General features: G+C 69.8%; 24 protein-coding genes and 1 tRNA gene. 15 read left to right on the top strand and 10 right to left on the bottom strand.

The features are described from left to right. Positions 1-3 precede the first annotated feature (3 nt). Both KBZ33_RS06550 and KBZ33_RS06545 read left to right on the top strand, forming a co-directional pair. On the top strand, positions 4-990 hold the full coding sequence (locus tag KBZ33_RS06550) for a lysylphosphatidylglycerol synthase transmembrane domain-containing protein (RefSeq protein WP_254951468.1): 987 nt from the start codon (positions 4-6) through the stop codon (positions 988-990). Positions 991-1,258: 268 nt separating this feature from the next. Beyond that, a complete protein-coding gene (locus KBZ33_RS06545) occupies positions 1,259-1,501 on the top strand; it encodes a hypothetical protein (protein ID WP_254951470.1) in 243 nt (80 codons plus the stop codon). Between the two features lie 55 nt (positions 1,502-1,556). On the opposite strand, the gene psbD is transcribed toward KBZ33_RS06545, so the two are convergent. Continuing rightward, positions 1,557-2,615 carry a photosystem II D2 protein (photosystem q(a) protein) gene (gene psbD / locus KBZ33_RS06540; protein ID WP_015108802.1) on the bottom strand — a complete coding sequence of 353 codons (1,059 nt, stop codon included), beginning with the start codon at positions 2,613-2,615 and terminating at the stop codon, positions 1,557-1,559. A 161-nt stretch (positions 2,616-2,776) separates the two neighbouring features. Between psbD and KBZ33_RS06535 the strand changes: the two genes are divergently transcribed. From KBZ33_RS06535 to KBZ33_RS06520, 4 genes are all read left to right on the top strand, one after another. Beyond that, positions 2,777-3,040, top strand: coding sequence for a hypothetical protein (locus tag KBZ33_RS06535; RefSeq protein WP_254951628.1), 264 nt, complete (start codon positions 2,777-2,779; stop codon positions 3,038-3,040). Then, positions 3,037-3,738: an ABC transporter ATP-binding protein gene (locus tag KBZ33_RS06530; protein WP_254951472.1), complete on the top strand. Its 702-nt coding sequence runs from the start codon at positions 3,037-3,039 to the stop codon at positions 3,736-3,738. Before KBZ33_RS06535 ends, KBZ33_RS06530 begins: the two co-directional genes overlap by 4 nt. Before the next feature lie 28 nt (positions 3,739-3,766). Further along, positions 3,767-3,838: transfer RNA gene (locus tag KBZ33_RS06525), tRNA-Asn, on the top strand. 172 nt (positions 3,839-4,010) lie between these two features. After that, positions 4,011-4,802: a response regulator transcription factor gene (locus tag KBZ33_RS06520; protein ID WP_254951473.1), complete on the top strand. Its 792-nt coding sequence runs from the start codon at positions 4,011-4,013 to the stop codon at positions 4,800-4,802. Positions 4,803-4,858: 56 nt separating this feature from the next. On the opposite strand, the gene KBZ33_RS06515 is transcribed toward KBZ33_RS06520, so the two are convergent. Genes KBZ33_RS06515 through KBZ33_RS06505 form a run of 3 tightly spaced genes read right to left on the bottom strand, consistent with a single transcriptional unit; the run spans position 4,859 to position 8,857 of the window. Further along, on the bottom strand, positions 4,859-5,818 hold the full coding sequence (locus KBZ33_RS06515) for a DNA polymerase III subunit delta' (RefSeq protein ID WP_254951475.1): 960 nt from the start codon (positions 5,816-5,818) through the stop codon (positions 4,859-4,861). Then, a complete protein-coding gene (gene tmk, locus KBZ33_RS06510; protein ID WP_254951477.1) occupies positions 5,811-6,464 on the bottom strand; it encodes a dTMP kinase in 654 nt (217 codons plus the stop codon). The genes KBZ33_RS06515 and tmk overlap by 8 nt, the downstream gene beginning before the upstream one ends. After that, positions 6,461-8,857 carry a cation-translocating P-type ATPase gene (locus KBZ33_RS06505; RefSeq protein WP_254951479.1) on the bottom strand — a complete coding sequence of 799 codons (2,397 nt, stop codon included), beginning with the start codon at positions 8,855-8,857 and terminating at the stop codon, positions 6,461-6,463. The genes tmk and KBZ33_RS06505 overlap by 4 nt, the downstream gene beginning before the upstream one ends. Positions 8,858-8,960: 103 nt before the next feature. On the opposite strand from KBZ33_RS06505, the gene KBZ33_RS06500 reads away from it, so the two are divergent. Continuing rightward, the gene (locus tag KBZ33_RS06500; protein ID WP_254951481.1) at positions 8,961-9,482 is read left to right on the top strand and encodes a photosystem I assembly protein Ycf3; all 522 of its coding nucleotides are present in this window, start codon (positions 8,961-8,963) and stop codon (positions 9,480-9,482) included. Here the strand turns inward: KBZ33_RS06500 and radA are convergent, their stop codons facing one another. Continuing rightward, positions 9,483-10,940 carry a DNA repair protein RadA gene (gene radA, locus KBZ33_RS06495; RefSeq protein WP_254951483.1) on the bottom strand — a complete coding sequence of 486 codons (1,458 nt, stop codon included), beginning with the start codon at positions 10,938-10,940 and terminating at the stop codon, positions 9,483-9,485. A 103-nt stretch (positions 10,941-11,043) separates the two neighbouring features. Between radA and rpaB the strand changes: the two genes are divergently transcribed. The 5 genes from rpaB (at position 11,044) to KBZ33_RS06470 (ending at position 15,862) form a co-directional block, all read left to right on the top strand. Continuing rightward, complete coding sequence (gene rpaB / locus KBZ33_RS06490) at positions 11,044-11,790, top strand: response regulator transcription factor RpaB (protein WP_216909380.1); 747 nt, start codon at positions 11,044-11,046, stop codon at positions 11,788-11,790. After that, positions 11,771-13,123: a phosphate acyltransferase PlsX gene (gene plsX, locus KBZ33_RS06485; RefSeq protein ID WP_254951485.1), complete on the top strand. Its 1,353-nt coding sequence runs from the start codon at positions 11,771-11,773 to the stop codon at positions 13,121-13,123. The genes rpaB and plsX overlap by 20 nt, the downstream gene beginning before the upstream one ends. A gap of 73 nt (positions 13,124-13,196) precedes the next feature. After that, positions 13,197-14,204, top strand: a complete 1,008-nt coding sequence (locus KBZ33_RS06480) for a beta-ketoacyl-ACP synthase III (protein ID WP_254951630.1) — start codon at positions 13,197-13,199, stop codon at positions 14,202-14,204. A 27-nt stretch (positions 14,205-14,231) separates the two neighbouring features. Then, a complete protein-coding gene (gene fabD, locus KBZ33_RS06475; RefSeq protein ID WP_254951487.1) occupies positions 14,232-15,140 on the top strand; it encodes an ACP S-malonyltransferase in 909 nt (302 codons plus the stop codon). Further along, positions 15,137-15,862: a 1-acyl-sn-glycerol-3-phosphate acyltransferase gene (locus tag KBZ33_RS06470; RefSeq protein ID WP_254951488.1), complete on the top strand. Its 726-nt coding sequence runs from the start codon at positions 15,137-15,139 to the stop codon at positions 15,860-15,862. Before fabD ends, KBZ33_RS06470 begins: the two co-directional genes overlap by 4 nt. Here the strand turns inward: KBZ33_RS06470 and KBZ33_RS06465 are convergent. The 3 genes from KBZ33_RS06465 to KBZ33_RS06455 are packed head-to-tail and all read right to left on the bottom strand — an operon-like array spanning position 15,804 to position 17,418. After that, positions 15,804-16,511: a YdcF family protein gene (locus KBZ33_RS06465; protein WP_315859153.1), complete on the bottom strand. Its 708-nt coding sequence runs from the start codon at positions 16,509-16,511 to the stop codon at positions 15,804-15,806. The two genes, KBZ33_RS06470 and KBZ33_RS06465, sit on opposite strands and share 59 nt — an antisense overlap. Continuing rightward, positions 16,505-17,164 (bottom strand): tRNA (adenosine(37)-N6)-threonylcarbamoyltransferase complex dimerization subunit type 1 TsaB, encoded by a 660-nt coding sequence (gene tsaB / locus KBZ33_RS06460; protein ID WP_254951490.1) that lies wholly within the window; start codon positions 17,162-17,164, stop codon positions 16,505-16,507. Before tsaB ends, KBZ33_RS06465 begins: the two co-directional genes overlap by 7 nt. Continuing rightward, positions 17,161-17,418 (bottom strand): Ycf34 family protein, encoded by a 258-nt coding sequence (locus KBZ33_RS06455; RefSeq protein ID WP_254951634.1) that lies wholly within the window; start codon positions 17,416-17,418, stop codon positions 17,161-17,163. Before KBZ33_RS06455 ends, tsaB begins: the two co-directional genes overlap by 4 nt. A gap of 94 nt (positions 17,419-17,512) precedes the next feature. Between KBZ33_RS06455 and KBZ33_RS06450 the strand changes: the two genes are divergently transcribed. From KBZ33_RS06450 to KBZ33_RS06440, 3 genes are all read left to right on the top strand, one after another. Continuing rightward, positions 17,513-18,775, top strand: coding sequence for a CCA tRNA nucleotidyltransferase (locus KBZ33_RS06450; RefSeq protein ID WP_254951492.1), 1,263 nt, complete (start codon positions 17,513-17,515; stop codon positions 18,773-18,775). A 68-nt stretch (positions 18,776-18,843) separates the two neighbouring features. After that, positions 18,844-19,272, top strand: a complete 429-nt coding sequence (locus KBZ33_RS06445) for an RNA-binding protein (protein ID WP_254951493.1) — start codon at positions 18,844-18,846, stop codon at positions 19,270-19,272. Between the two features lie 113 nt (positions 19,273-19,385). After that, complete coding sequence (locus KBZ33_RS06440) at positions 19,386-20,348, top strand: alpha/beta fold hydrolase (protein WP_254951494.1); 963 nt, start codon at positions 19,386-19,388, stop codon at positions 20,346-20,348. Between the two features lie 34 nt (positions 20,349-20,382). Here the strand turns inward: KBZ33_RS06440 and KBZ33_RS06435 are convergent, their stop codons facing one another. Beyond that, positions 20,383-21,312, bottom strand: coding sequence for a phytoene synthase (locus KBZ33_RS06435; RefSeq protein WP_254951495.1), 930 nt, complete (start codon positions 21,310-21,312; stop codon positions 20,383-20,385). Next, a complete protein-coding gene (gene pds, locus KBZ33_RS06430) occupies positions 21,309-22,730 on the bottom strand; it encodes a 15-cis-phytoene desaturase (protein WP_254951497.1) in 1,422 nt (473 codons plus the stop codon). The genes KBZ33_RS06435 and pds overlap by 4 nt, the downstream gene beginning before the upstream one ends. Positions 22,731-22,860 lie beyond the last annotated feature (130 nt).

Genomic DNA, 22,860 nt, shown 5'->3' with positions numbered 1-22,860 from the left:
GGAGTGCACCCCACGTCTGTGCCCCCGGCGTCGCCCCTGCCGCTGATGCAGAAGCGCTGGTTCCTGGGGCTGGTGGCCACCCTGGTCCTCTACCTGGGGCTCAGCTTCTGGTTCGGCTTCGCCGACGTGATGCGCTCCCTGGCGGCGCTGCCCTGGTGGTGCTGGGGACTGGTGGCGGCGCTGGTGGCCCTGGGCTACCTGCTGCTGTTTCAGCGCTGGCAGTTTTATCTCAGGCAGCTGGGACACCCCCTGCCCTGGCGTCCCAGCTGCCGGATCTACGCGGCCGGCCTCGCCCTGGTGGCCGCTCCAGGCCGCAGCGGCGAGGCCCTGCGCGGGCTATGGCTGCAGCGTCGCCACGGCATCCCGATGCAGGTGGGCGTGGGGGTGACCCTGGCGGAGCGGGTGACGGACCTGGCCGGAGCCCTGCTGGTGCTGGCCTGGGGGCTAGGGGGCCGCGTCCTGCCTGCCCTTGTGGCCGGCGGTGGAACCCTGGCCATCGGCGCCTGGCTGCTGACCCACCCCGCCGCCCTGCGACGCCTGGAAGCGTTCCTCGACCGGCTGCCGGCCCATCGGCGCTGGAGGGGACTGACCCGGCTGCTGCGGGAAGCCCTTGGAGCGGTGGGCCGTCTGCGCCGGCTGCTGCGACCCTGGCCCCTGCTGGTGGGCACCGCCCTGGCGGCACTGGTGTGGCTGATTGAGGCGGCGGCGCTGATGGGCCTCCTCCAGATGCTGGGGGATCCCCTGGCCCTGACCCAGGCCGCCGTGATCCGCACGGCGATGGCCCTCGGCGGCGTCCTTTCCTTCCTGCCGGCAGGGGTCGGCACGGCGGAGGCCACGGCCATCGGCCTGGCGGTGGCCTTCGGCGTCGATCGAGCGGCCGCTCTGGCGGTCACCCTGGTGCTGCGGGTGTGCACCGTGCTGCTGCCCACCGCGGTGGGAGTGCTGGTGCTGGCTCGCCAGGGAAATGACGGTGAAGGGGTGGGCGCTTGATTGAAACCGCTCTCTGTCTGGCCTGACAGGACAGAGCGATCAGACCCGACAGAGTGCCCCCGAAACCGCGCGCTCCATGAACGATGCCCCCGACATCGTGATCTCCAGGGAACCTGGGGAACACGATGTCGGGGGCTCTCGCCGGGTCCGCTCTGGCGCGAAACCGATGGATCAGGAGTTAGCAGCCGTGATCAGCCGGCATTCTCCGCGATCAGCAGACCCTTGATGGGACAACTTGGGGTCATGGACACCTCCTCCTGTGGGTTGGATGCCAGCCGGCGACGCCTGCGGCGAGAACGAAAAACGACAGGAAAAAGAAGAATCACCAAAACACACCGGACGTGGTACCCACTGCATCCGCTTGCACGGAATGAGCACCACAGGGCCGGAAGTCGCGATGGACTCCAATCAGGCGTTTCCGTCGATCACCACGTCACTGCTGACGGAACTCGCCCATCGTAACCAGCTTTTTGGGCCAGCGCCGAGCGGATCGTCGCAGCAGCGGGGGTGAGGGGGGCCAATAAAAAAGGCCCCTGGGAGGGGGCCTGTGGATGAAAGGGAAAAGATCAGAGCGCGTTGCCGCGGGGCAGAACCTCTTCAGGGAAGATGAAGTTTTCGTGCGGCTGGTCGGCGGGAGCCATCCAGGCGCGCAGACCTTCGTTGAGCAGGATGTTCTTGGTGTAGAACGTTTCGAATTCAGGATCCTCCGCGGCGCGGATCTCCTGGCTGACGAAGTCGTAGGCCCGCAGGTTGAGGGCCAGGCCGATGATGCCGATGCTGCTGGTCCACAGACCCATCACTGGCACGAACAGCATGAAGAAGTGCAGCCAGCGCTTGTTGGAGAAGGCGATCCCGAAGATCTGGCTCCAGAAGCGGTTGGCGGTGACCATCGAGTAGGTCTCCTCTTCCTGGGTGGGCTCGAACGCCTTGAAAGTGTTGGCCTGGTCGCTGTCCTCAAACAGGGTGTTCTCCACCGTCGCGCCATGGATGGCACAGAGGAGGGCACCGCCGAGGATGCCGGCCACGCCCATCATGTGGAAGGGGTTCAGGGTCCAGTTGTGGAAACCCTGCAGGAACAGCAGGAAGCGGAAGATCGCCGCCACCCCGAAGGAGGGAGCGAAGAACCAGCTGCTCTGACCCAGCGGGTACATCAGAAAGACGCTGACGAAAACCGCGATCGGGCCGGAGAAGGCGATGGCGTTGTAAGGGCGGATGCCGACCAGACGGGCGATCTCGAACTGGCGCAGCATGAAGCCGATCAGGGCGAAGGCACCGTGCAGGGCCACGAAGGGCCAGAGGCCGCCGAGCTGGATCCAGCGCACGAAGTCACCCTGGGCTTCCGGGCCCCAGAGCAGCAGCAGGCTATGCCCCATGGCATCCGCGGGGGTGCTGACGGCAGCGGTGAGGAAGTTGCATCCCTCCAGGTAGCTGCTGGCAATGCCGTGGGTGTACCAGGAGGTGGCGAAGGTGGTGCCGGTGAGCCAGCCGCCCAGGGCCAGATAGGCCGTGGGGAACAGCAGCAGACCGGACCAGCCCACGAAAACGAAGCGGTCGCGCTTGAGCCAGTCGTCGAGGACGTCGAACCATCCACGGGTGGCCGGTGCACGCCCTAAGGCGATCGTCATGGGAGGAGCTTCACGAAGCGTTACACGAGGATCGTAAAAGACAACCGCCTTTTTGTGCGGCCGACCGCGGCCCAGCCCCGCAGGAATGAGCACAACTACTCATCGGCTCCTCGGTGGCCCACGATTCGCCAGAGTGGCTGGGCCAGCCCTCCCCGTCTTACATGTACGTCGTCGAGATCTCCCTCCGGCTCAGCCCCATGCCCGTTGCCGTTCAGCGCAAGGAGCTGGACGCCGCCCAGGCCCTTTACGGCGAAGTGCGTCAGGCCCTCGAGAACGGCCACCCCAAGGTGCTTGAGCTGACCTGCGAGAAGGACGAGCAGAAGCGGGTCAGCCTTCTGAGCGGTGAGATCGTGGCCGTCCAGATGTATGAGAAGTCGGCGGTCGCCGGCGGCGGCAAGCGGCCTGGCTTCAGCTTCGAGCCTTGACAAGGCCTGCGCCGGCCGAGCCGCCCCTACGCATCGAAGGGCTCAGCTTCGGCTGGGGTCAGGGCCGTCAGGCCCTTCACCAGTGCCGGCTTCGGATTCCGGGGCCGGGCCTGTGGATGCTCGTCGGCAGCAACGGCAGCGGCAAGAGCACCCTGCTGCGTCTGATCACCGGCCTGCTCACGCCCAGCGAGGGGACCATCACCTGCCAGGGCAGGCCCGCCCTTGTGTTCCAGAACCCCGACCATCAGCTGCTGCTGCCCAGTTGCGGCAGTGACCTGCAGCTGGCCCTCCCCGAGGGTCTCGACGCCGGCGAGCGTGCCGCCCGGGTGGCCTCGGCCCTGGCCCAGGTGGGCCTGAGCGGCCTGCAGCAACGTCCCATCCACACCCTGAGTGGCGGCCAGAAGCAACGCCTGGCGATTGCCGGCGCCTTGGCCAGCGACGCGTCGCTGTTGCTGCTCGATGAACCCACGGCCCTGCTGGATCCAGAAAGCCAGAATGAGGTGCTGGAGCTGATCCATCGGCTGTGTCACCGGGGAGCCGCACCCCTCACCGCGCTGTGGATCACCCACCGCCTTGAGGAACTTGAGCGCTGCGACGGGGCCGCCCGCATGGAAGCCGGGGCGATCGGCCCCTGGCAGAGCGGCGCAAGCCTGCGCCGCTCCCTGGCCCCCTTGCCCGTCGGCGGGGCCGAAAGGTAAGGTCATCTGAGCCGGGTTTCCGGTGTTTTCCTCGGTAGCTCAGTGGTAGAGCGGTCGGCTGTTAACCGATTGGTCGCAGGTTCGAATCCCGCCCGGGGAGTTTTTTTCATCCACCCGATTGCGGGCGTCCTGCCCTGTGACAACAGCGGCAGGAGCAGCCTGATGAGCGGGGTCCGTCGGGATCTCCGCACGGGTCAGCGAAAACGGCGAAAATGTAGTCTCCCGTCACTTGTGCTCCCTCCAGAAGCACCACCGACGCCACGACCCCACCCATGAAGCCCTCCATCCTGCTCATCGAAGATGACGGCGACATGCGCGATCTGGTCGCCGGCCATCTCGAGCACGGGGGCTTCGACGTGCAGCGCGCTGAGGACGGCATCAAGGGCCAGGCCCTCGCCGTTCAGTACAGCCCCGATGTCATCCTGCTCGACCTGATGCTCCCAAAAGTCGACGGTCTCACCCTCTGTCAGCGTCTGCGGCGCGACGAGCGCACGGCCAAGATCCCCATCCTGATGCTCACCGCCCTCGGCAGCACCAAGGACAAGGTCAGCGGGTTCAATTCGGGCGCCGATGACTACCTCACCAAGCCCTTCGATCTCGAGGAGCTCATGGTCAGGGTCAAGGCCCTGCTGCGCCGCAGCGAGCGGGCTCCCCTCTCCACCAAGCACAACGAGATCCTCAGCTTCAGCTCCCTCACCCTCGTGCCCGAGCGCTTTGAGGCCATCTGGTTCGATGCCCCCGTGCGCCTCACCCATACGGAGTTCGAACTCCTCCACTGCCTGCTGCAGCGCCACGGCCAGACCGTCGCCCCCTCCCTGATCCTGAAGGAGGTCTGGGGTTACGAGCCCGACGACGACATCGAAACGATCCGGGTCCACGTTCGGCACCTGCGCACCAAGCTTGAACCCGACCCCCGCAAGCCCCGCTTCATCAAGACCGTCTACGGCGCCGGCTACTGCCTGGAGCTGCCCTCCAACGATCAGATGGAACCCCTCGCCACCATCGTCCACGACGCCAGGCAGGCTCGGCTGGAGGCCTCGATCAAGAGCAACGAAGCGGGCTGATTCCTCGGCCCATCGCGATGTGGGAGCGGGTTCATGCCGTGACGCTCACTACCGCCTCAGCGGCCCAGGTCGAGCAGGGCCACCTCCCAGGCCAGCCGGGGTTGCACGTAGGCCAGCAGGTGGCTGCGCAACTGTTCGAGGCGCCGCAGCGGCGCCGGCTCCAGGCGCTGCCTCCAGAGGTGCAGCTGCCACCAGTCGAGCAACCAGAGCTGCTGTTCCCCGTCGAGGGCTTCGCTGAGGTCCCGGGCGAGGCCCAGGGCCTCCATCGGCTCCCGGCCCAGGGCCAGAAGCCGTTCCGCCAGCCCCTCCGGCAGGCCCTGCCAGACCCGTCGGTGGCGCAGCAGGGCTCCTGGGGAGCCGGCGGCCAGTTCGAGCAATTCAGGGGGATCCGCCATGGGCGCCTGCGGTTCCCCATCCGCCAGCGGCAGGCGCTCCAGCACCTCGCGCACTAAGGCGGGGGGCAGACGGGCGAAGGGAATGGTCTGGCAGCGGGAGCGGATGGTGCTCAGCAGCCGGTCCGGGGTCGCCGTGAGCAGGATCAGCAGGCCGTGGCCGGGTTCCTCGAGGGTCTTGAGCAGGGCATTGGCGGCCGCTTCGGCCATCGCTTCGGCCGTCTCCAGCACCACCAGGGAGCGGCCCCCCTCCACCGGGCGGCGGGCCAGGAAACGGGTCACCTCCCGTACCTGCTCCAGGCGCAGCTGGGGGGGGCTGCGGCGACTGATCCCCTGGACCTCGGCCTCGGAGGCCTTCACCAGCCGGCCCTGGTGCAGGTAGGTGGGCTCGACCCAGAGCAGGTCGGGATGGTTGCCCTCCGCCAGGCGCCGCCGCAACGGCACCGATCCGGCGGTGCCACCGGCCAGCACCCCCTCCAGCAGACGCAGGGCCGCCAATCGGCGGCCCACCCCATCGGCCCCCACGAACAGGTAGGCCGGCGCCAGCCTCTGGCGATCGAGGGCGGCCGTCAGCAGCCCCACCGCCTGCGGCTGGCCGACCAGATCGGCGAACAGCTCAGCCATGGCCATGCCCCCCGGGGGCGCCCAGGTGTTCCCTGATCAGGGCGCGGCAGAGCTCCGTGACCTCCTCGATGGGCCCGCCGGCCGCGACCCGCTGCCAGCCCCTCTGGCCGGCCAGGGTGGCGAAGCCATCGCTGACCCGCTGCAGGAAGGCCTCGCCGGCGGCCTCGATCCGGTCGGCGGGCCGATCGCCGCGGCGCCGCAGGGAGCCGGCCAGGGGCAGGTCGAGCCAGAGGGTGAGATCGGGCGCCAGACCACCGGTGGCCAGGGCCTCGAGCTGGAGGATCGTTGGCAGGGGGAGGCCGCGGCCGTAGCCCTGGTAGGCGGCGGTGGAGCCGCTGAAGCGATCGCAAAGCACCCAGTCGCCGGCGGCCAGGGCCGGACGCAGGCACTTCTCCACATGCTGGGCCCGGTCGGCGGCGTAGAGCATCAGCTCGCTGAGGCTGCAGGGGGCGGCAGCCTCGGGCGGCCGCAACAGCAGGGAACGCAGGGCCTGGCCCAGGGCCGTGCCGCCGGGTTCCCGCGTCACCACCAGGCGGGCGCCGGGCGCCATCAGGCCACTGGCCGGCAGCCAGGCGTGCAGGGCCTCGATCTGGGTGGACTTGCCGCAGCCGTCGATGCCTTCCAGCACCAGGAAGCGTCCGCTCATGACGACCGATCCTTCAGGCTGGTCTGCAGCAGCAGGGCATTACCGACCACGGTGATGGAACTGAAGGCCATCAGCAGGGCCGCCAGCTCGGGTGAGAGGCGCAGGCCGAAGCCCGGCAGCAGCACCCCGGCGGCGATCGGCAGCACGATCAGGTTGTAGCCGAAGGCCCAGGCCAGGTTCTGGCGCACCTTGGCCATGGTGCGCCGGGCGATCTCCAGGGCCCGGACGATGCCGTCGAGGCCCTCGCCCATCACCACCAGCGCCGCACTCTCCTGGGCGATCTGGGTGCCCGTTCCGACGGCGATGCCGAGATCGGCGGCGGCCAGGGCGGGCGCATCGTTCACCCCGTCCCCCACCATCGCCACGGCCCCCTGGCGGTGGGCCAGCAGGAGCCGTTCCAGCTTCTGCTCGGGCCGCAGGTCCCAGGCCAGCTCTTCGGGGCGCAAGCCGAGGCGGCGGCCCAGGCCCTCGACGCTCGCCCGCCGGTCGCCGCTGAGCAGCCCGAGCCGCAGCCCCTGCTGCCGCAGGCTGGCCAGGGTGGCGGCGGCATCGGCGCGGGGCTGGTCTTCCACGGCCAGGAGTCCCAGCAGCCGTCCGTCGCTGGCCACCGCCAGCAGGCTGGCGCCATCGGCCTCCAGGTCCTGCTGGAGGGCCTCAAGGCCGGGGTTCATCGCCACACCGGTGCGGGCCAGCCAGGCCAGCCGGCCCACCTGCACCTGCCCGGAGCCTTGCACCTGGCCCTGCACCCCTTCCCCGGGGTGCGTCAGGGCCTCGGCGACGGACAGCAGGGGCAGCCCCTGGCACTGGGCCTGCTGAAGGACGGCGTGGGCCAGGGGATGGCGGCTGTGCTGCTCAAGGCTGGCCGCCAGCTGCACCAGTCGCTCGGCCTCGGCCGCCTCCGCCGGGCTTCCAGCCGCGGCCCCGATCACCCGGACGGCCGTCACCAGGGGGCGACCGACGGTGAGGGTGCCGGTTTTGTCGAACAGCACCGCCTCCAGCCGGGAGGCGGTTTCGATGGCGTCACCGCCGCGGAACAACAGGCCCGAGCGGGCCGCCAGGCCGGAGCCCACGGTGATGGCCGTCGGTGTGGCCAGACCCAGGGCGCAGGGACAGGCCACCACCAGCACGGCGATGGCCAGCTGCAACCCGAGGCTGAAGGGGGTGGCGGGGCTGGCGACATCCCCATGGCCATGGGCGCCATGGCCGGCTGCAGCGACCGTGAGCAGCACCTCGGGCCAGTGCTGGCTGCCCCACAACCACCAGAACAGCAGGGTGGCCACCGCCAGGGCCAGCACCACCAGGGTGAAGCGGCCGGCGATCCGGTCGGCCAGCCCCTGGATCGGGGCCTTGCGGGCCTGGGCCCGCTCCACCAGGTGCACGATGCGGGCAATGGCGCTCTCGGCACCGCTGCGCTGCACCTCCAGCACCAGGGACCCGTCCAGATTGAGCAGGCCGGCGGCCAGCTCACTGCCAGGAGCCACGGAGCGCGGCAGGGGTTCGCCGGTGAGGCTGGAGGCATCCATGCTGGAGCGGCCTTCCAGCACCACCCCATCCACCGGCACCCGGTCCCCAGGCAGCAGCCTCAGCCGGTCGCCCGGACGCAGCCCCCCAACCCGGACCTGGCGGGGGGGACCGTCGCCCAGCAGCAGCAGGGCATGGTCGGGCTGGAGGGCACTCAGTTCCTCGATGGCCCGACCGGTGCGATAGCGGGCCCGTTCCTCGAGGAAGCGACCGGTGAGGACGAAGCCCAGCAGCATCACCGGCTCGTTGAAGTAGCAGGGCCAACCGCTGGCCGGCCATAGCCAGCCCACCAGGCTGGAGAGGTAGGCGCTGGCCACGCCCAGCCCCACCAGGCTGTCCATGCCGGGCACCCCGGCCAGCGCCGAACGCACCCCCCGGATCAGGATCGGCCGGCCCGGAACGGCCAGGGCGAGCGTGGCCACCAGGGCATGGAACCAGGGGCTGCCCAGCAGCTGCCAAGGACCGCGCCAGGGCAGCTGGCCGGCCTCTGCCAGGTGGCCCAGCCCAGAGACCAGCAGCAGCAGCAGGGCCACGAGCAGCTGGCGCCAGTGGCGCCACCACTGGTCGGCCTGACGCCGCTGCCGTTGGCTGGCCGGCTCCAGGGCCTGGGAACGCAGCCGGGCCTGGAAGCCCAGGCCCTCAAGGCTGCCCAGCAGGGCGGGCAGGGGGTCCACGGTGACGCCATCGGGATCGTCGGTGCGTGGCTCCAGATCGACCCAGGCCGTGCGGGTGAGCAGGTTGACGCTGGCCTGGCGCACGCCCTTGGTCTGCAGCAGGCGCTGCTCCACGGCACGCACGCAGCCGCCGCACTTCATGCCCTCCACATCGAGGAGCAAGGGCTCGGAAGCGGTGGCAAGGGGGGTGGCGCTCACGCAGGGGGTGCCGGGGCGATCACGGACCGGCGCCCCAGGCTAGGGAGCCACCACCCCTTCGGCCGCCCGAGGCAGGATGGAGGCACGATCCGGATCTCGACCCTTGCCCCGCTCGCAGCGCAACGACAACTTCATCGACAAGAGCTTCACGGTCATGGCCGACCTGATCGTCAAGCTGCTGCCGATCGATCCCAAGGCGAAGGAGGCGTACGTCTATTACCGCGACGGTCTGTCGGCCCAGAACGACGGCGACTACGCCGAGGCCCTCGAAAACTACGAAGAAGCCCTGAAGCTTGAAGAGAACAGCATCGACCGGGGCGAGATCCTCAAGAACATGGCGATTATCTTCATGAGCAATGGCGAGGAGAACAAGGCCCTCGACTTCTACCGCCAGTCGCTCGACGCCAACGCCAACTCCCCCTCCTGCCTCAAGAACATGGGGCTGATCTACGAGAAGTGGGGCCGGCTGGCCGAGGAAACCGGCGACCAGGACGCCGCCGACCGCTGGTTCGACGAGGCCGCCACCTACTGGACCAAGGCCGTGCGGCTCTACCCGGGCGGCTATCTGGACATCGAGAACTGGCTCAAGTCCTCCGGCCGCAGCAACGTCGACGTGTATTTCTGATCAGACGTCTGCTTCCGACTGGTCGGGGTTGACCCCCAGGCCGGCCACCAGGGCTTCGGCGACCGTGGCCGCCTCCAGCAGCTGCAGGCCGAGGCTGGCCGCCACCGGCCCCAGGCCGCTACCGCGGGGCACCACGGCCCGGGAAAAGCCCAGCCGGGCCGCCTCCTGCAGGCGCAACTCCAACTGGCCCACGGGCCGCAGCTGGCCGCCCAGGCCCAGTTCCCCCAGCAGCACGGTGCCCGCCGGCAGGGTGAGGTCGCGGTAACTGGCCACCACGGCGGCCGCGACCCCCAGATCCGCCGCCGGCTCCTCCACCTCAAGGCCACCGGCCACCGCCAGGTAGCAGTCGAAGCGCGAGAGGGGCAGACCCATGTGCTTCTCCAACACCGCCAGGATCTGGTGCAGGCGGTTGGTGCCGATGCCGGTGGCGGTGCGCCGCGGGCTGGCGTAGCTGGTGGGGCTGACCAGGGCCTGAACCTCCACCAGCAGCGGGCGGGTGCCCTCACAGGCCACGATCGTGGCGGTGCCGGGGCTGGGTCCATCCCCGGCCAGGAACAGCTCGCTGGGGTTGCTCACTTCCACCAGCCCGGCACCCTGCATCTCGAACACCCCCAGCTCGTGGGTGGCGCCGAAGCGATTCTTCACGGCCCGCAGCAGCCGGTGGCTGGCGAAGCGGTCCCCTTCGAAGGTGAGCACCGCATCCACCAGGTGCTCAAGCACCTTGGGACCCGCCAGCATCCCCTCCTTGGTGACGTGCCCCACCAGCACCAGGGCGGTGTGCTGGCGTTTGGCGATCCGCTGCAGGGCGGCGGCACAGTCCCGCACCTGGGACACCGAGCCGGGGGCACTGCCCAGCTCGGCGTCATGCAGGGCCTGGATGCTGTCGATGATCGCCACCTGGGGCCGCAGGGTCTCCAGTTCCTGCAGCACCAGCTCCAGATCGGTCTCCGCCAGCAGGCGCAGACCCTCACCATCGCCGCCTTCGCCTTCGCCAGCCTCCGCCGCTTCGCCAGGGGCGTCCTCGGCCAGGCGCCGCCAGCGCAGCTTCACCTGCTGGGCCGACTCCTCGGCACTGACGTAGAGCACCACGGCCCGGGAGGCCATGGCCCGGGCGCTCTGCAGCAGCAGGGTGCTCTTGCCGATGCCCGGATCACCCCCCAGGAGCACCAGGGAGCCAGGCACCAGGCCGCCGCCCAGTACCCGGTCCAGCTCGCCATAGCCGCTGGCCAGGCGCTGCAGGGGCCGGTCCCCCACGGCCTGGATCGGTTCGGAGCGGCTGGGACGGCCCGGTGCCGGAGCAGCCGTATCGGCCACCGGGCGGCGGCGGCGTGTGTCCGCACTCGGCTCGCTCTGCTCCACCAGCGTGTTCCAGCCACCGCAGCCGGAGCAGCGGCCGAAGAACTGCCGCGTCCTGGCCCCACAGGCCTGGCAGACGAACGAGGAACCGGGACGGGCCAAGGCAAGCGAGCGGGGTGTATGAAGAAAGGTGGCGTTCGGTGAATTCGCGACCTTCCGGCCGGTTCAGTAGGGCGGATCCGTGTTGCATTGTCCTCGCCGCGCAATGACGGCCTCCCCCACCGCCAAGGAAACGATCCTCGTCGTCGATGACGAGGCCAGCATTCGCCGGATCCTCGAGACGCGCCTCTCGATGATCGGCTATCAGGTGGTCACCGCCTGCGACGGCGAGGAGGCCATCGAGGCGTTCCACCGTGTCCTGCCGGACCTGGTGGTCCTCGACGTGATGATGCCCAAGCTCGATGGCTACGGCGTCTGCCAGGAGCTGCGCAAGGAGTCCGATGTGCCGATCGTGATGCTCACCGCCCTCGGTGACGTGGCCGACCGCATCACGGGCCTCGAGCTCGGGGCCGACGACTACGTCGTCAAGCCCTTCAGCCCCAAGGAGCTGGAGGCCCGCATCCGCTGCGTGCTGCGGCGGGTCGAGAAGGACCCCGGCGCCGGAATCCCCAATTCCGGCGTGATCCAGGTCGGCGATCTCCGCATCGACACCAACAAGCGGCAGGTGTACCGGGGCGACGAGCGCATCCGTCTCACCGGGATGGAGTTCAGCCTGCTGGAGCTGCTGGTGAGCCGCTCCGGCGAACCCTTCAGCCGGGGCGAGATCCTCAAGGAGGTGTGGGGCTACACCCCCGAGCGTCACGTGGACACCCGCGTGGTGGATGTCCACATCTCGCGGCTGCGCTCCAAACTGGAGGATGATCCAGCCAACCCCGAGCTGATCCTCACGGCCCGGGGCACCGGCTATCTGTTCCAGCGCATCGTTGAACCCGTTGCCACCGAAGGATCCTGAAGGCGGGGGGCGCGACGGTCGCCGCTTCGCCTCCAACCGCCCCAAACCCAACCGCACGATCCGCCGTCTGGTGATCTGGTACCGGCGCAATGCGGCCGTCACCAGCCTGGTGGGCACCGCCACCGCCACGGCCTCGGGGGCCGCCTCGGGGGCCGTCTCGGTGGCGGGCAGCATGGCCGGCGCTGCCACCAACGTGGCGGGCTCCGTGCTCCAGCCCTTCGTCTTCGATCCGCTGCGGCGTCTCCAGCAGGGGAACCACAGCGGCGGCGGCATCGATGACCGGCAGCGCCTCTGGGTCGCCGTCGACGGCATGGGCGGAGACCACGCCCCAGGCCCGATCCTGGAGGGATGTCTGAGGGCGGTGGGCCTGCTGCCCCTGCGCATCCGCTTCGTGGCCGAGCCGGAGCCGCTGCGCTTGGCGGTGGCGGCGATGGGCCTGGGCCACGACCTTGAAGAGGCGGTGCAGCACGGCCTGATCGAACTGGTGCCCAGCGGCCCCTCGGTGGGCATGCACGAGGAGGCCACGGTGGTGCGCCGCAAGCGCGACGCCAGCATCAATGTGGCCATGGATCTGGTCAAGAAGGGTGAGGCCACCGCCGTCTATTCCGCCGGCAACTCAGGTGCGGTGATGGCCGCCGCGATCTTCCGCCTCGGCCGGCTGGCGGGCATCGATCGGCCCGCCATCGGCGCCCTGTTCCCCACCAAGGACCCCAGCCAGCAGGTGCTGGTGCTCGACGTGGGGGCCAACATGGACTGCAAGCCCGAGTGGCTGCATCAGTTCGCCCTGCTCGGGAACATCTACAGCCGCGACGTGCTGCAGGTGAAACGGCCCCGCATCGGCCTGGTGAACATCGGCGAGGAGGAGTGCAAGGGCAACGACCTCTGCCTGCGCACCCATCCGCTGCTGGCGGGCGACGAGCGCTTCGTCTTCGCCGGCAACTGCGAGGGTCGCGACATCCTCTCCGGGGACTTCGACGTGGTGGTCTGCGACGGCTTCACCGGCAACGTGCTGCTGAAGTTCCTTGAGTCGGTGGGCAGCGTCCTGCTGGACGTGCTGCGGGCCGAGCTGCCCCGGGGGCGCCGGGGCAAGGTGGGCTCGGCGTTCCTGCGCAGCAACCTGGTGCGGATCAAGAAGCGCCTCGACCACGCCGAGCACGGCGGCGCCCTGCTTCTCGGGGTCGACGGCATCTGCGTGATCGGCCACGGCAGCAGCCGGGCGCTTTCGGTGGTTAGCGCCCTGCGGCTGGCCCACTCCGCCGCCAGCCACGGCGTCATGGACGACCTGCACGCCCTCGGCGAGGGGAGCGCCGGAGTGGCAACGACCTGTGGTTGACTGTGCCCACCTGTGAACCGAATGGGTGCCGCTCGGCTCGGACAAGACGGTGACCACGGCCGCCTTGCGGGGGATGGCTCTGGTGGGTTGTGGACGCGCTCTCCCCGCCGCCAGCATCAGTAACGACCAGCTGAGCGAGCGGGTCGACACCAACGACGGCTGGATCCGCAGCCGCACCGGCATCGGCGCCCGGCGCGTGGCTGGCCCCGGCGAGACTGTCACCAGCCTGGCCGCCGAAGCCGGCCGGGCGGCCCTGGCCCATGCGGGCTGGGCTCCTGATGAAGTGGATCTGATCCTGCTGGCCACCTCCAGCCCCGACGACCTGTTCGGCACCGCCCCCCGGGTCCAGGCGGCCCTGGGCGCCCACCGGGCGGTGGCCTTCGATCTCACGGCGGCCTGCAGTGGCTTCCTGTTCGCCCTGATCACGGCGGCCCAGTACATCCACGGCGGCACGATGCAGCGGGTGCTGGTGATCGGCGCCGACCAGCTCAGCCGCTGGCTCGACTGGGACGATCGCCGCACCTGCGTGCTCTTCGGCGATGGCGCCGGTGCCCTGGCCGTCCAGGCCTGCGACCCTGCCGACGACGCCCTGGTGGGCTTCCGCATGCGCTCGGATGGCAGCCGCAACGCCTGCCTCACCCTGGCCCAGGTGGCCGAGCACCGGCCCCTGGTGGCAGACCTCTCCGCCCAGGTGGGGGGCTTCGCGCCGATCCACATGAACGGCCAGGAGGTCTACAAGTTCGCCGTACGGGAAGTGCCCGCCGTGCTGGCCGAGCTGCTGGAGGCCACCGGCACCGCCGCCTCGGATGTGGACTGGCTGTTGCTGCATCAGGCCAACCAGCGCATCCTCGATGCGGTGGCCGACCGCTTCGCCATGCCCGCCGAGCGGGTGCTCAGCAATCTCTCGGCCTATGGGAACACCTCCGCCGCCACGATCCCCCTGATGCTTGATGAAGCGGTCCGCGATGGGCGGGTGGGCGTCGGTGACCTGATCGCCAGCAGCGGCTTCGGTGCCGGCCTCAGCTGGGGGGCCGCCCTGTTCCGCTGGAGCGGTCCCGGCCGCCCGCCAGCCGAGCCCTAATCTCCTGCCGTTGCACGGGAGGCTTGCATGGCCATCGCCTGGGTGTTTCCGGGACAGGGTTCGCAGAAGCCGGGCATGGCCGAGGGGGTGATCGACCTGCCTGGCGCCCGGGAGCGCTTTGATCGGGCCTCAGCCCTGCTCGGCCGCGACCTGCTGGCCATCTGCGCCGGGTCTGAAGCCGGCGGCAGCGGGGACCCGGGCGAACCCAGCGATCTCAACGACACCCGCAACACCCAGCCGGCCCTGTTCGTGGTCGAGAGCCTGCTGGTGGACGAACTGCACCGGCAGGGCCGCACGGCCCAGCTGGTGGCGGGCCACAGCCTGGGCGAGCTGGTGGCCCTCTACGCCGCCGGGGTCTTCGATGCCGAGACCGGCCTGAAGCTGCTGCGCCGCCGCAGCGAACTGATGGCCGCCGCCGGCGGCGGCGCCATGACCGCCGTGATGGGCTTCGACCGCGACGAGCTGGAGCGGGTGGTGGCGGCCACCGAGGGGGTGGTCATCGCCAACGACAACAGCGCCGCCCAGGTGGTGCTCTCCGGCACGCCGGAGGCGGTGGCCAGCGTCAGCGCCACGGTGCGCTGCAAACGGGCCATCCCCCTGGCCGTCTCCGGCGCCTTCCATTCCCCCTTCATGGCCGCCGCCGCCGCCGCCTTCGCGGCCGAACTGGAGGCGGTGCCCTTCGCCGACGCCCGGATCCCCGTGCTCAGCAACGCCGATCCCAGGCCCGAAACCGCCGCCTCGGTGCTCAAGGAACGCCTGCGCCAGCAGATGACCATGGGGGTGCGCTGGCGCGAAACCATGGAACGCCTGCAGAGCGCCGGCATCACCACCGCGGTGGAGATCGGCCCCGGCAACGTGCTCAGTGGCCTGATCAAGCGCAGCTGCCCCGGGCTCGGCACCGCCCAGATCGCCGGCTCGGGCGACCTGGGCCAGTGAGACGCCGCCGCCGGCCACCGGCCGATCCCCCCGCCCTGCTGAGCACGCCAAAGCCGAGCCTGACCTACCGGCTGATCAGCTACCTGCTGGTGTTTCCCGTCTTCCGGGTGCTGTTCCGGGGCCAGACCACCGGCAACGACCACGTGCCCCTGGAGGGGGCCGTGGTGGTCGTGGCCAACCATGGTTCCCACCTGGATCCACCGCTGCTGGGCCATGCCCTGGGCAGGCCCGTGGCTTTCATGGCCAAGGCGGAGCTGTTCCGGGTGCCGCTGCTGGGGCCGATCATCCGGGCCTGCGGCGCCTACCCGGTCGAGCGCGGCGCCGGCGACCGGGAAGCGATCCGCACCGCCACCGACCGGCTGCTGCAGGGCTGGGCCACCGGCGTCTTCCTGGACGGCACCCGCCAGGCGGATGGCCGCGTCAATCGGCCCCAGCCAGGGGCGGCCCTGCTGGCGGCCCGCGCTGGGGTGCCGCTGCTGCCGGTGGCGATCATCAACAGCCACCGGGCCCTGGGAGCAGGCGGCCATGGGCCCCGGCTGGTGCCGATCCACATCCGCATCGGCACGCCGATCCCTCCCCCGGCCTCCCGGCGGCGCCCCGACCTGGAGGCGGTGACCCGGGCCGCCCAGGAGCAGATCAACAGGATGCTGGACCTCGGCCCGATCAGCGGAAGCCTGCTTTCTCCAGCCAGGGAGCCACCCGCTCTTCCACCCACGGCCTGATGTCCTGGCCGCTGACCACCCACAGGGCCGCCCTGGCGCCATCGCCCCACAAGCGCCTGCGGCCCTCGACGACGCAAAGCTCGCCGCAGGGGACAGGCACCGGGGTGAGGTGAATGCCGCGGCTGCCGGCCACGATCCGTCCCACCAGCAGAGCCCGTTCCATGTGATCGGTGGAGGTGACGAGCAGGGCGTGACGGATCCGGGACTTGCGCAGATCGTCGACCAGGGAGGTGAAGTTGGACACCGTGTCCCGGGCCCGATAGTCGAGCTGGACCTGGCGAGAGGGCAGGCCCTCCTTCTGCTGGAACAGCCAGTGGGCGTACTCGGGGTTGGTGCCGCCGGTGACCACCACCGGCAGCCCATCGCTACGGGCCAGGCGGGCAGCGGCCGCCTCCCGATCGGCATCGCCCCCCAGCACCAGGATCATCTGGGGCGGCGGCGGCGTCGGCCACCACACCCCCCGGGACAGCCACAGCAGAGCCAGGCCCGCCAAGCCCACCAGCACGCCCCGGCCCCGGCCAGGTCGCCGCGGGGCGGGGGGGGCGCGGCGGTTCGTCCGCTGGGGAGGACCCGCCGGCGTCGGCTCAGTGCTGGCCGGGCGACGCGAGCGGCGGCGGGGCCGGGGATGGGGTCCGGGGCGGCTCAACATGGGAGCGCCTCCACCGGACTGGTGGGGTAGAGGGGCAGCACCGGCTGCCAGGGGGCGCCCAGGCCTGCGGCGGCGCTGGCGGCACTGAAGCCGAGCAACTGGATCACGTCCTCCGGCAAGCGCACCTCACCCGGCTGGATGGGGAAGGGGGCCAGGGCGTCACGGCCGCGGTGGAGCCTCGGGGCCTCCAGCTCGACCACACCGCCGGGCAGGCCCGGGTCGGCGCCATAGAGCCCCGCCACCACGCCGCGACGGGGCAGCTCCTGCAGCAACCAGAAGGGACCCGCCGCGCTGGGCGGCTGGGGACCGGCGAGCAGGCGGCGGGCCATCAGGTGGAAGCTGCTGATGCCATCGAGGGGCAGGGCCAGCTGCTGAGCCAGGGTGCGGGCCAGCACCACCGTCAGGCGGGTGCCGGTGAAGCCACCGGGGCCGGTGGCCACCGCCAGGCGACCCAGCTGGGGCCAGGCGCTGGCCGGCAGCACCGATTCCAGGCAGTCGAACAGCCCATTGGAGAGGGAGCGGCCCAGGGGGAAGCTCTCCAGCCGCTCCGGCTGTGTCGCCCCGAGGCGCTGCAGCCCCACGCCGAGGCTGTCGCTGGAGCTGTGCAGGGCCAGCAGCCAGGGGCGGCCGTCCGGATCGGGCAGGCCCGTCATGACGGCAGGGGGCCGTCGGGGCGCCAGCGGCGCCAGCGGCCCGGATCGGAGTTGAAATCGGAGCAGGCCCGCACGTCCCACTCCACCCCGACACTGGCCGTGGCAGCGTCGAGATCGAGCACCTGCACGTGAATGCGCGGCTGCCGGGGGCTGAAATCGGGGCTCATGGTGAGGTGGGCGACGCCGTGCTGACGCTCGACCGCGTGGTAGGCCTGACAACGCTCGACCCAGTGGCAATCCACGCAGATGCACATGCCGCCGCGGCCCAGCAGGGCGCCCATTGTGGCGTGCGAGCCGGGACGTCAAGTCTCGGAACTGTGGCGGGCCCTGGCACCGGAGCGCTGGCCTGTGCCCCCCGACCAGCTGCCGGAGGGCACGGCGCTGGTGGGGGGGGCGGTCCGGGACGGCCTGCTGGGTCGGCTGGTCGCCCAGCCGGATCTCGACCTGGTGGTGCCCGGCGACGCCATCGACCTGGCCCGGCGCCTGGGACGGCAGTTCGGTGGCACCTGTGTGGTGCTTGACAAGGAACGTTCGATCGCCCGGCTGGTGCTGAAGGGCTGGACGATCGACCTGGCCCGTTGCGCCGGTAACGATCTCAGGGCCGATCTGACCCGCCGCGACTACACCGCCAACGCCATCGCCCTGCCCCTGGGGGGGCTGGCACTGGACAGCCGAGCGGCCGCCGATCTGCGACTGATCGACCCCTGCGGTGGCCTCCAGGATCTGGCCGCGCGCCGGCTGGTGGCGATCAGCGAGGCCAACCTGCTCGACGACCCGCTGCGGTTGCTGCGGGGGGTGCGGCTGGCCTGCGAACTGGACTTCGCCATCGCTCCAGCCACCTGGGAGCTGATCCGGCGCCACCGGCAGCGGATCACCGCCGTGGCCGGGGAACGGGTGCTGGCGGAACTGGAGCGCCTGGTGGCCTCTGCCCAGGGGCACCGGGGGCTGGAGCAGGCCCTGGAGGCGGGCCTGCTCCAGCCCTGGGGGGCCGCCGACGGGCCCGAGGCGCCGCTGGCGAGCCTGGGGCCCCAGCGGCCGGAAACTTGCGGCCTCACTCCCGCCGAGGCGGCCTGGGCCCTGCCGCTGGCACGGCTGGCGGCCGTACTGGATGGCCCGAGCCTGGAAGGGCTGCGGGCCAGTCGCCGGCTGCAGCAGCGCTGCCAGCGGCTGCGGCAATGGCTCGGCCATCTCCGGCAGACGCCAGGGCCCGCCGGTGCTCTGGCGCTGGAGGCCCTGGCCGAAGCGGAGCGGCTGGCCCTGCAGCGCCAGCTGGAAGAGGAGCTGCCCGCCCTGCTGCTGCATCTGGATCCGCAGGCGGCGCAGCTGGCCATGGGCCGCTGGCGGGATCCGGCGGATCGCCTGTTCCACCCCCGGCCGCCCCTGGATGGAAGCCGCCTGCAACAGCTGCTGGCCATCCCCCCAGGCCCCCGGCTCGGCCAGCTGATCGACCACCTCACAGCCGAACGGGCCTTCGACCGATTGGGCAAAAAGGCAGCGACGGACACAGCGGAGTTGGCGGATACGCGACTGACCGAAGAGGTCGTTGCTGCCGCCCAGGTGTGGCTGGGTTGCCAGGGCGAGGCAAGGGAAGCGGACCCTCGGCGTGATTAACTGCTGAATGCAATGGCGTGATCGCACCGCCTGCCAGAGCTTTTTTCCCTTTCCCGAGCCCCCTCCCCATGAGCGTTCGTCTCTATGTCGGCAATCTGCCGCAAACCTTTGATGCCAAAGAGCTGGAAGCTCTCTTCTCGAGCGTGGGAGAGGGGGTGCGTTTCAAGGCGGTGAACGACCGCGAGACCGGCAGCTGCCGGGGCTTCGGCTTTGCCAACGTTGAGGATCTGGCCCAGGCCGAGGCGGTGATCGCCCAGCTCAACGGCAAGGACTTCGGTGGCAGCACCCTGCGCATCGAGATCTCCGAGCAGCGCCGGGACAGCCGCCCCGCCGCCGGCGCCGATCGTCGCCCCGGCAGCGCCCCCACGGCCGCCCGCAAGAGCGTCAACAAGGTGGTGCATGCCGACGCCGTCGGTGAAGGCGCCCCCGATCCCCGCTGGGCCGGCGAACTGGCCAAGCTCAAGAACCTGCTGGCCAACCAGAAAGCCGCGGTCTGAGGCCAGGGCCGCTTGAGTGGCGTAGGACAGTCGCTTGCCTAGGGGGTCCTTTCCCCCTCCAGGCATCGGAACCGTCGGACAGGACTCCTCTCACGCCACTGTCACCAAGCGCCATGCCCTCCACTCCCCAGGCCAGCGGCGGCACGATTTTCCCGGCGGACTGGCTGGGCACCTGGTCGTGGCAGGGGCAGACGGTGAGCTACGCCCGCAGCGCGCCTGCGGCGCCGGCCCAAGCCGGGGAGTTGCCCGTGCTTCTGATTCATGGCTTCGGCGCCTGCAAGGAACACTGGCGCCACAACCTGCCGCCACTGTCGGGCAACCGTCCCGTCTTCGCCATTGATCTGGTCGGCTTCGGGGCCAGCAGCAAGCCCCCCTCACGCCTCGAGGGCGAACCGGATGACGGTCTGGCGCTGCGCTACGGCATCGATCTGTGGGCCGATCAGGTGGCGGCCTTCGTGCGGGAGGTGATCGGCACGCCAGTCCAGCTCGTCGGCAATTCGATCGGGGGCGTCGTGGCCCTCGCCGCGGCCGCCAGACTCGGGGACGACGCCAGCCAGGTGATCCTGATCGACTGCGCCCAGCGCAGCCTGGACGACCGCCGCCTGAGCGAGCAGCCTCCGCTGCGCCGGATCGGCCGGCCCCAGCTGAAGCGCCTGGTGCGTCAGCGCTGGCTCACGGGCCGGCTGTTCCGCTGGGTGGCCAATCCCGGCGTGATCCGCAGGGTTCTGGCCGTCGCCTACCCCACGGGCCGCGGCGTCGATGACCAACTGGTGCAGTTGCTGCTGACGCCGGCGCGCAGCCCGGGTGCCGAGGAGAGCTTCCGGGGGTTCATCAACCTCTTCCGCGACCGCCTGGCCCCGGACATGCTGGCGGAACTGACCATTCCGGTCCGGCTGCTCTGGGGCGAGGCGGATCCATGGGAGCCGGTAGCCGAGGCCAGGCGCTGGGCCGGGGCTTTTGCCGCCGTACGTGACCTGCGGATCCTGCCCGGCCTCGGTCACTGCCCCCATGACGAGAATCCCTCCCTGGTGAACCCGGTGCTGAAGGAGTGGTTGGCACTCGGGGATCAGCCCTGAGACCGCCCCTGGGCCTGGCCGATGGAACGCCGCTTCATCGCGTCTGGGCGATCACATAGGAGAAGGGAAGATCCAACAATTTGCCGACCCTGGGCACGAAGGCGCGGTGATTGAAGACGTCATAATCCAATCTCTCGATGACATCAAGGATTCCGCGGTACAGACGCAGCGAGGCCCACACGGGCCAGCGGGCATCCGGGGCCAGCCAGCGCACCCCGGCCTCGGAACGGTTGAACCAATCCCTGGCCCGCTCCAACTGGAAGCGCATCAGCGCCTGCCAGTTCTCGTTGAGACGGCCGGCCATCAGATCGTCTTCGGAGTAACCGAAACGGTCGAGATCCTCCTGGGGAAGATAGATACGACCGCGGCCGCGATCCTCACCCACATCCCGCAGGATATTGGTCAGCTGGTTGGCGATGCCCAGGGCCACGGCCGCTTCCGAGGTGTCGGGGCGCTCGCTCCAGGGGGCGGAGGTGTAGGCGGCGTCGACCCCCATCACCTCCTGGGTCATCAGCCCCACGGTGCCGGCCACCCGGTAGCAATAGAGCTGGAGGTCGGAGAAGCTGGCGTAGCGATCACGCAGCACATCCATCCTCTGGCCCTCGATCATGTCGAGGTAGGCCTGCAGGGGCTGGGGGAAGCGCTCCATGGTGTCCACCATCACCCTGTCGAGGGCGTCGACGGCACGGCCGGCGAACAGGGCGCGGGTGCGCTCCTCCCAGGCATCGAGGCGTTCCAGCAGGACGTTGGCCGAAAGGGTCTGGGCCTGGGCACTGTCCATCAGTTCGTCGGTGCGGCGGCACCAGACGTAGATCGCCCAAATGGCCCGGCGCTTGGCCGGGGGCAACAGCATCGTGCCGAGATAGAAGGTCTTGGCCCAGCGCGCCGTTTCCTGCCGGCAGGATTCATAGGCGTCCTGCAGATCGGAGGAGAGGCAAGGGGGCAGCGGGGCCAGCACACTCACACCGTCGCCAGGCTCTGGGCCGGTGTCGGCCCCTGGCCCCGACTGCCAAGACTGGCGTCCACGGCGGCGGCGCAGAGCTTGCCGCTCAGCACCGCTCCCTCCATCGAGGCCAGGTAGCGCTGCATGGTGAAGCAACCCGCCAGGAAGAAATTGGGGATGGGGGAAGCCTGGGAGGGCCGCAGCTGCTGGCAGCCGGGCACGGTCTTGTAGACAGAAAGCGGCGTCTTGACGACCACCGACTTGCGCAGCCGGGCCGGGGAGGCGCCAGTGAAATGGACGGGGAACAGGCGCTTGAGCTCCTCCAGGGTGGCGGCCACGATTTCTTCATCGGGGCGGCCGATCCAGTCGGCGGCAGGAGCAAACACCAACTCGAGCATGGAGCGCTCGGAATCCTCGTACTCCCGGCAGGTGTTGCTCATGTCGGCATAGACACTGAGCAGATCCGAACGACTGAACAGCAGGTGGTCGATATCGGTGAGCTTGCGGTCGAACCAGAGATGGATGTTGATCACCGGCACACCGCGCAGGCCCTCGAGCTTGCTGAAGTACGGCAGCGTCTTCCAGGGCTCGGGCAGCAGCAGCTTGAGCGGATCGACCGGCATGGCACTGACGTAGGCATCGGCCTGGATCTCGCGCTCGGGTCGGCCCTTGATACCGCCAATGCGGAAGCCGGTGACAGCCCCGTCCTGGTCGATGCGGATCTCCCGCAGGGGCGAGTCCAGATGCACTTCTCCCCCACGGGCCTCGATGTAATCCACCATCGGCTGGCAGAGCCGCTCCGGCGGGTTGCCATCCAGGAACGCCATGCGGGAGCCGTCAGTTTCCTGCAGGAAGCGGTTGAGCGCGGTGAGCACCACCGTGCTGGAGATCTCCTCAGGGTTGATGAAGTTGAGCGCCTTGCTCATGGCGAGAAAAACTTCATCGTTGACACGCTCAGGAATATTATGAATCCGAAGCCATTCACTCCAACTGTACTTGTCGCATTCCTCCACATAGGCCTGGCCGCGCAGCATCGCCGGAACCAGGCCAAGACCGAAGGCGATCTTCTCCGGCCAGGTCAGCATGTCATTATTTCCCAGGATCGCGGCCATCCCATTGATCGGGGCCGGCAGGTCGGGAAAATCAAAACGGCTATAGGTACCCGGCACTTCCTTCTGATTGAAGATCATCGAGTGAGATTTCCACTGCAGGCGATCCTCGATGTCCAGCTCGGCAAACAGTTGGCGCATATTGCGATAGGCGCCAAAGAAGATGTGCAGACCGGTTTCGTACCAGTCGCCATCGGCGTCCTGCCAGGCCGCCACTTTGCCGCCCAGCACATCTCTGGCCTCAAGCACGATCGGGGTATGGCCGGCGTCACAGACGTATTTGGCGCAGGACAGGCCGGCCAGCCCGGCCCCGGCGATGACAACCCGCATGTTGAACCACAGATCAACAGCAACCTTATCGGGCCCTCCCGGGCAGGGGCGACCGGCGCCAGGCGGCGGCGGCGGCGAAATCAGGCTCCGGCCTATCTAAAGTCGATACAGCACTCAACCGGTGCCGACC

Origin of the sequence: Cyanobium sp. Cruz-8D1, assembly GCF_024345975.1 — a bacterium.
Lineage (GTDB): Bacteria > Cyanobacteriota > Cyanobacteriia > PCC-6307 > Cyanobiaceae > Cyanobium.
Note: the sequence above shows the minus strand (reverse complement) of the source record. Positions and strands in the feature narration are given on the sequence as shown.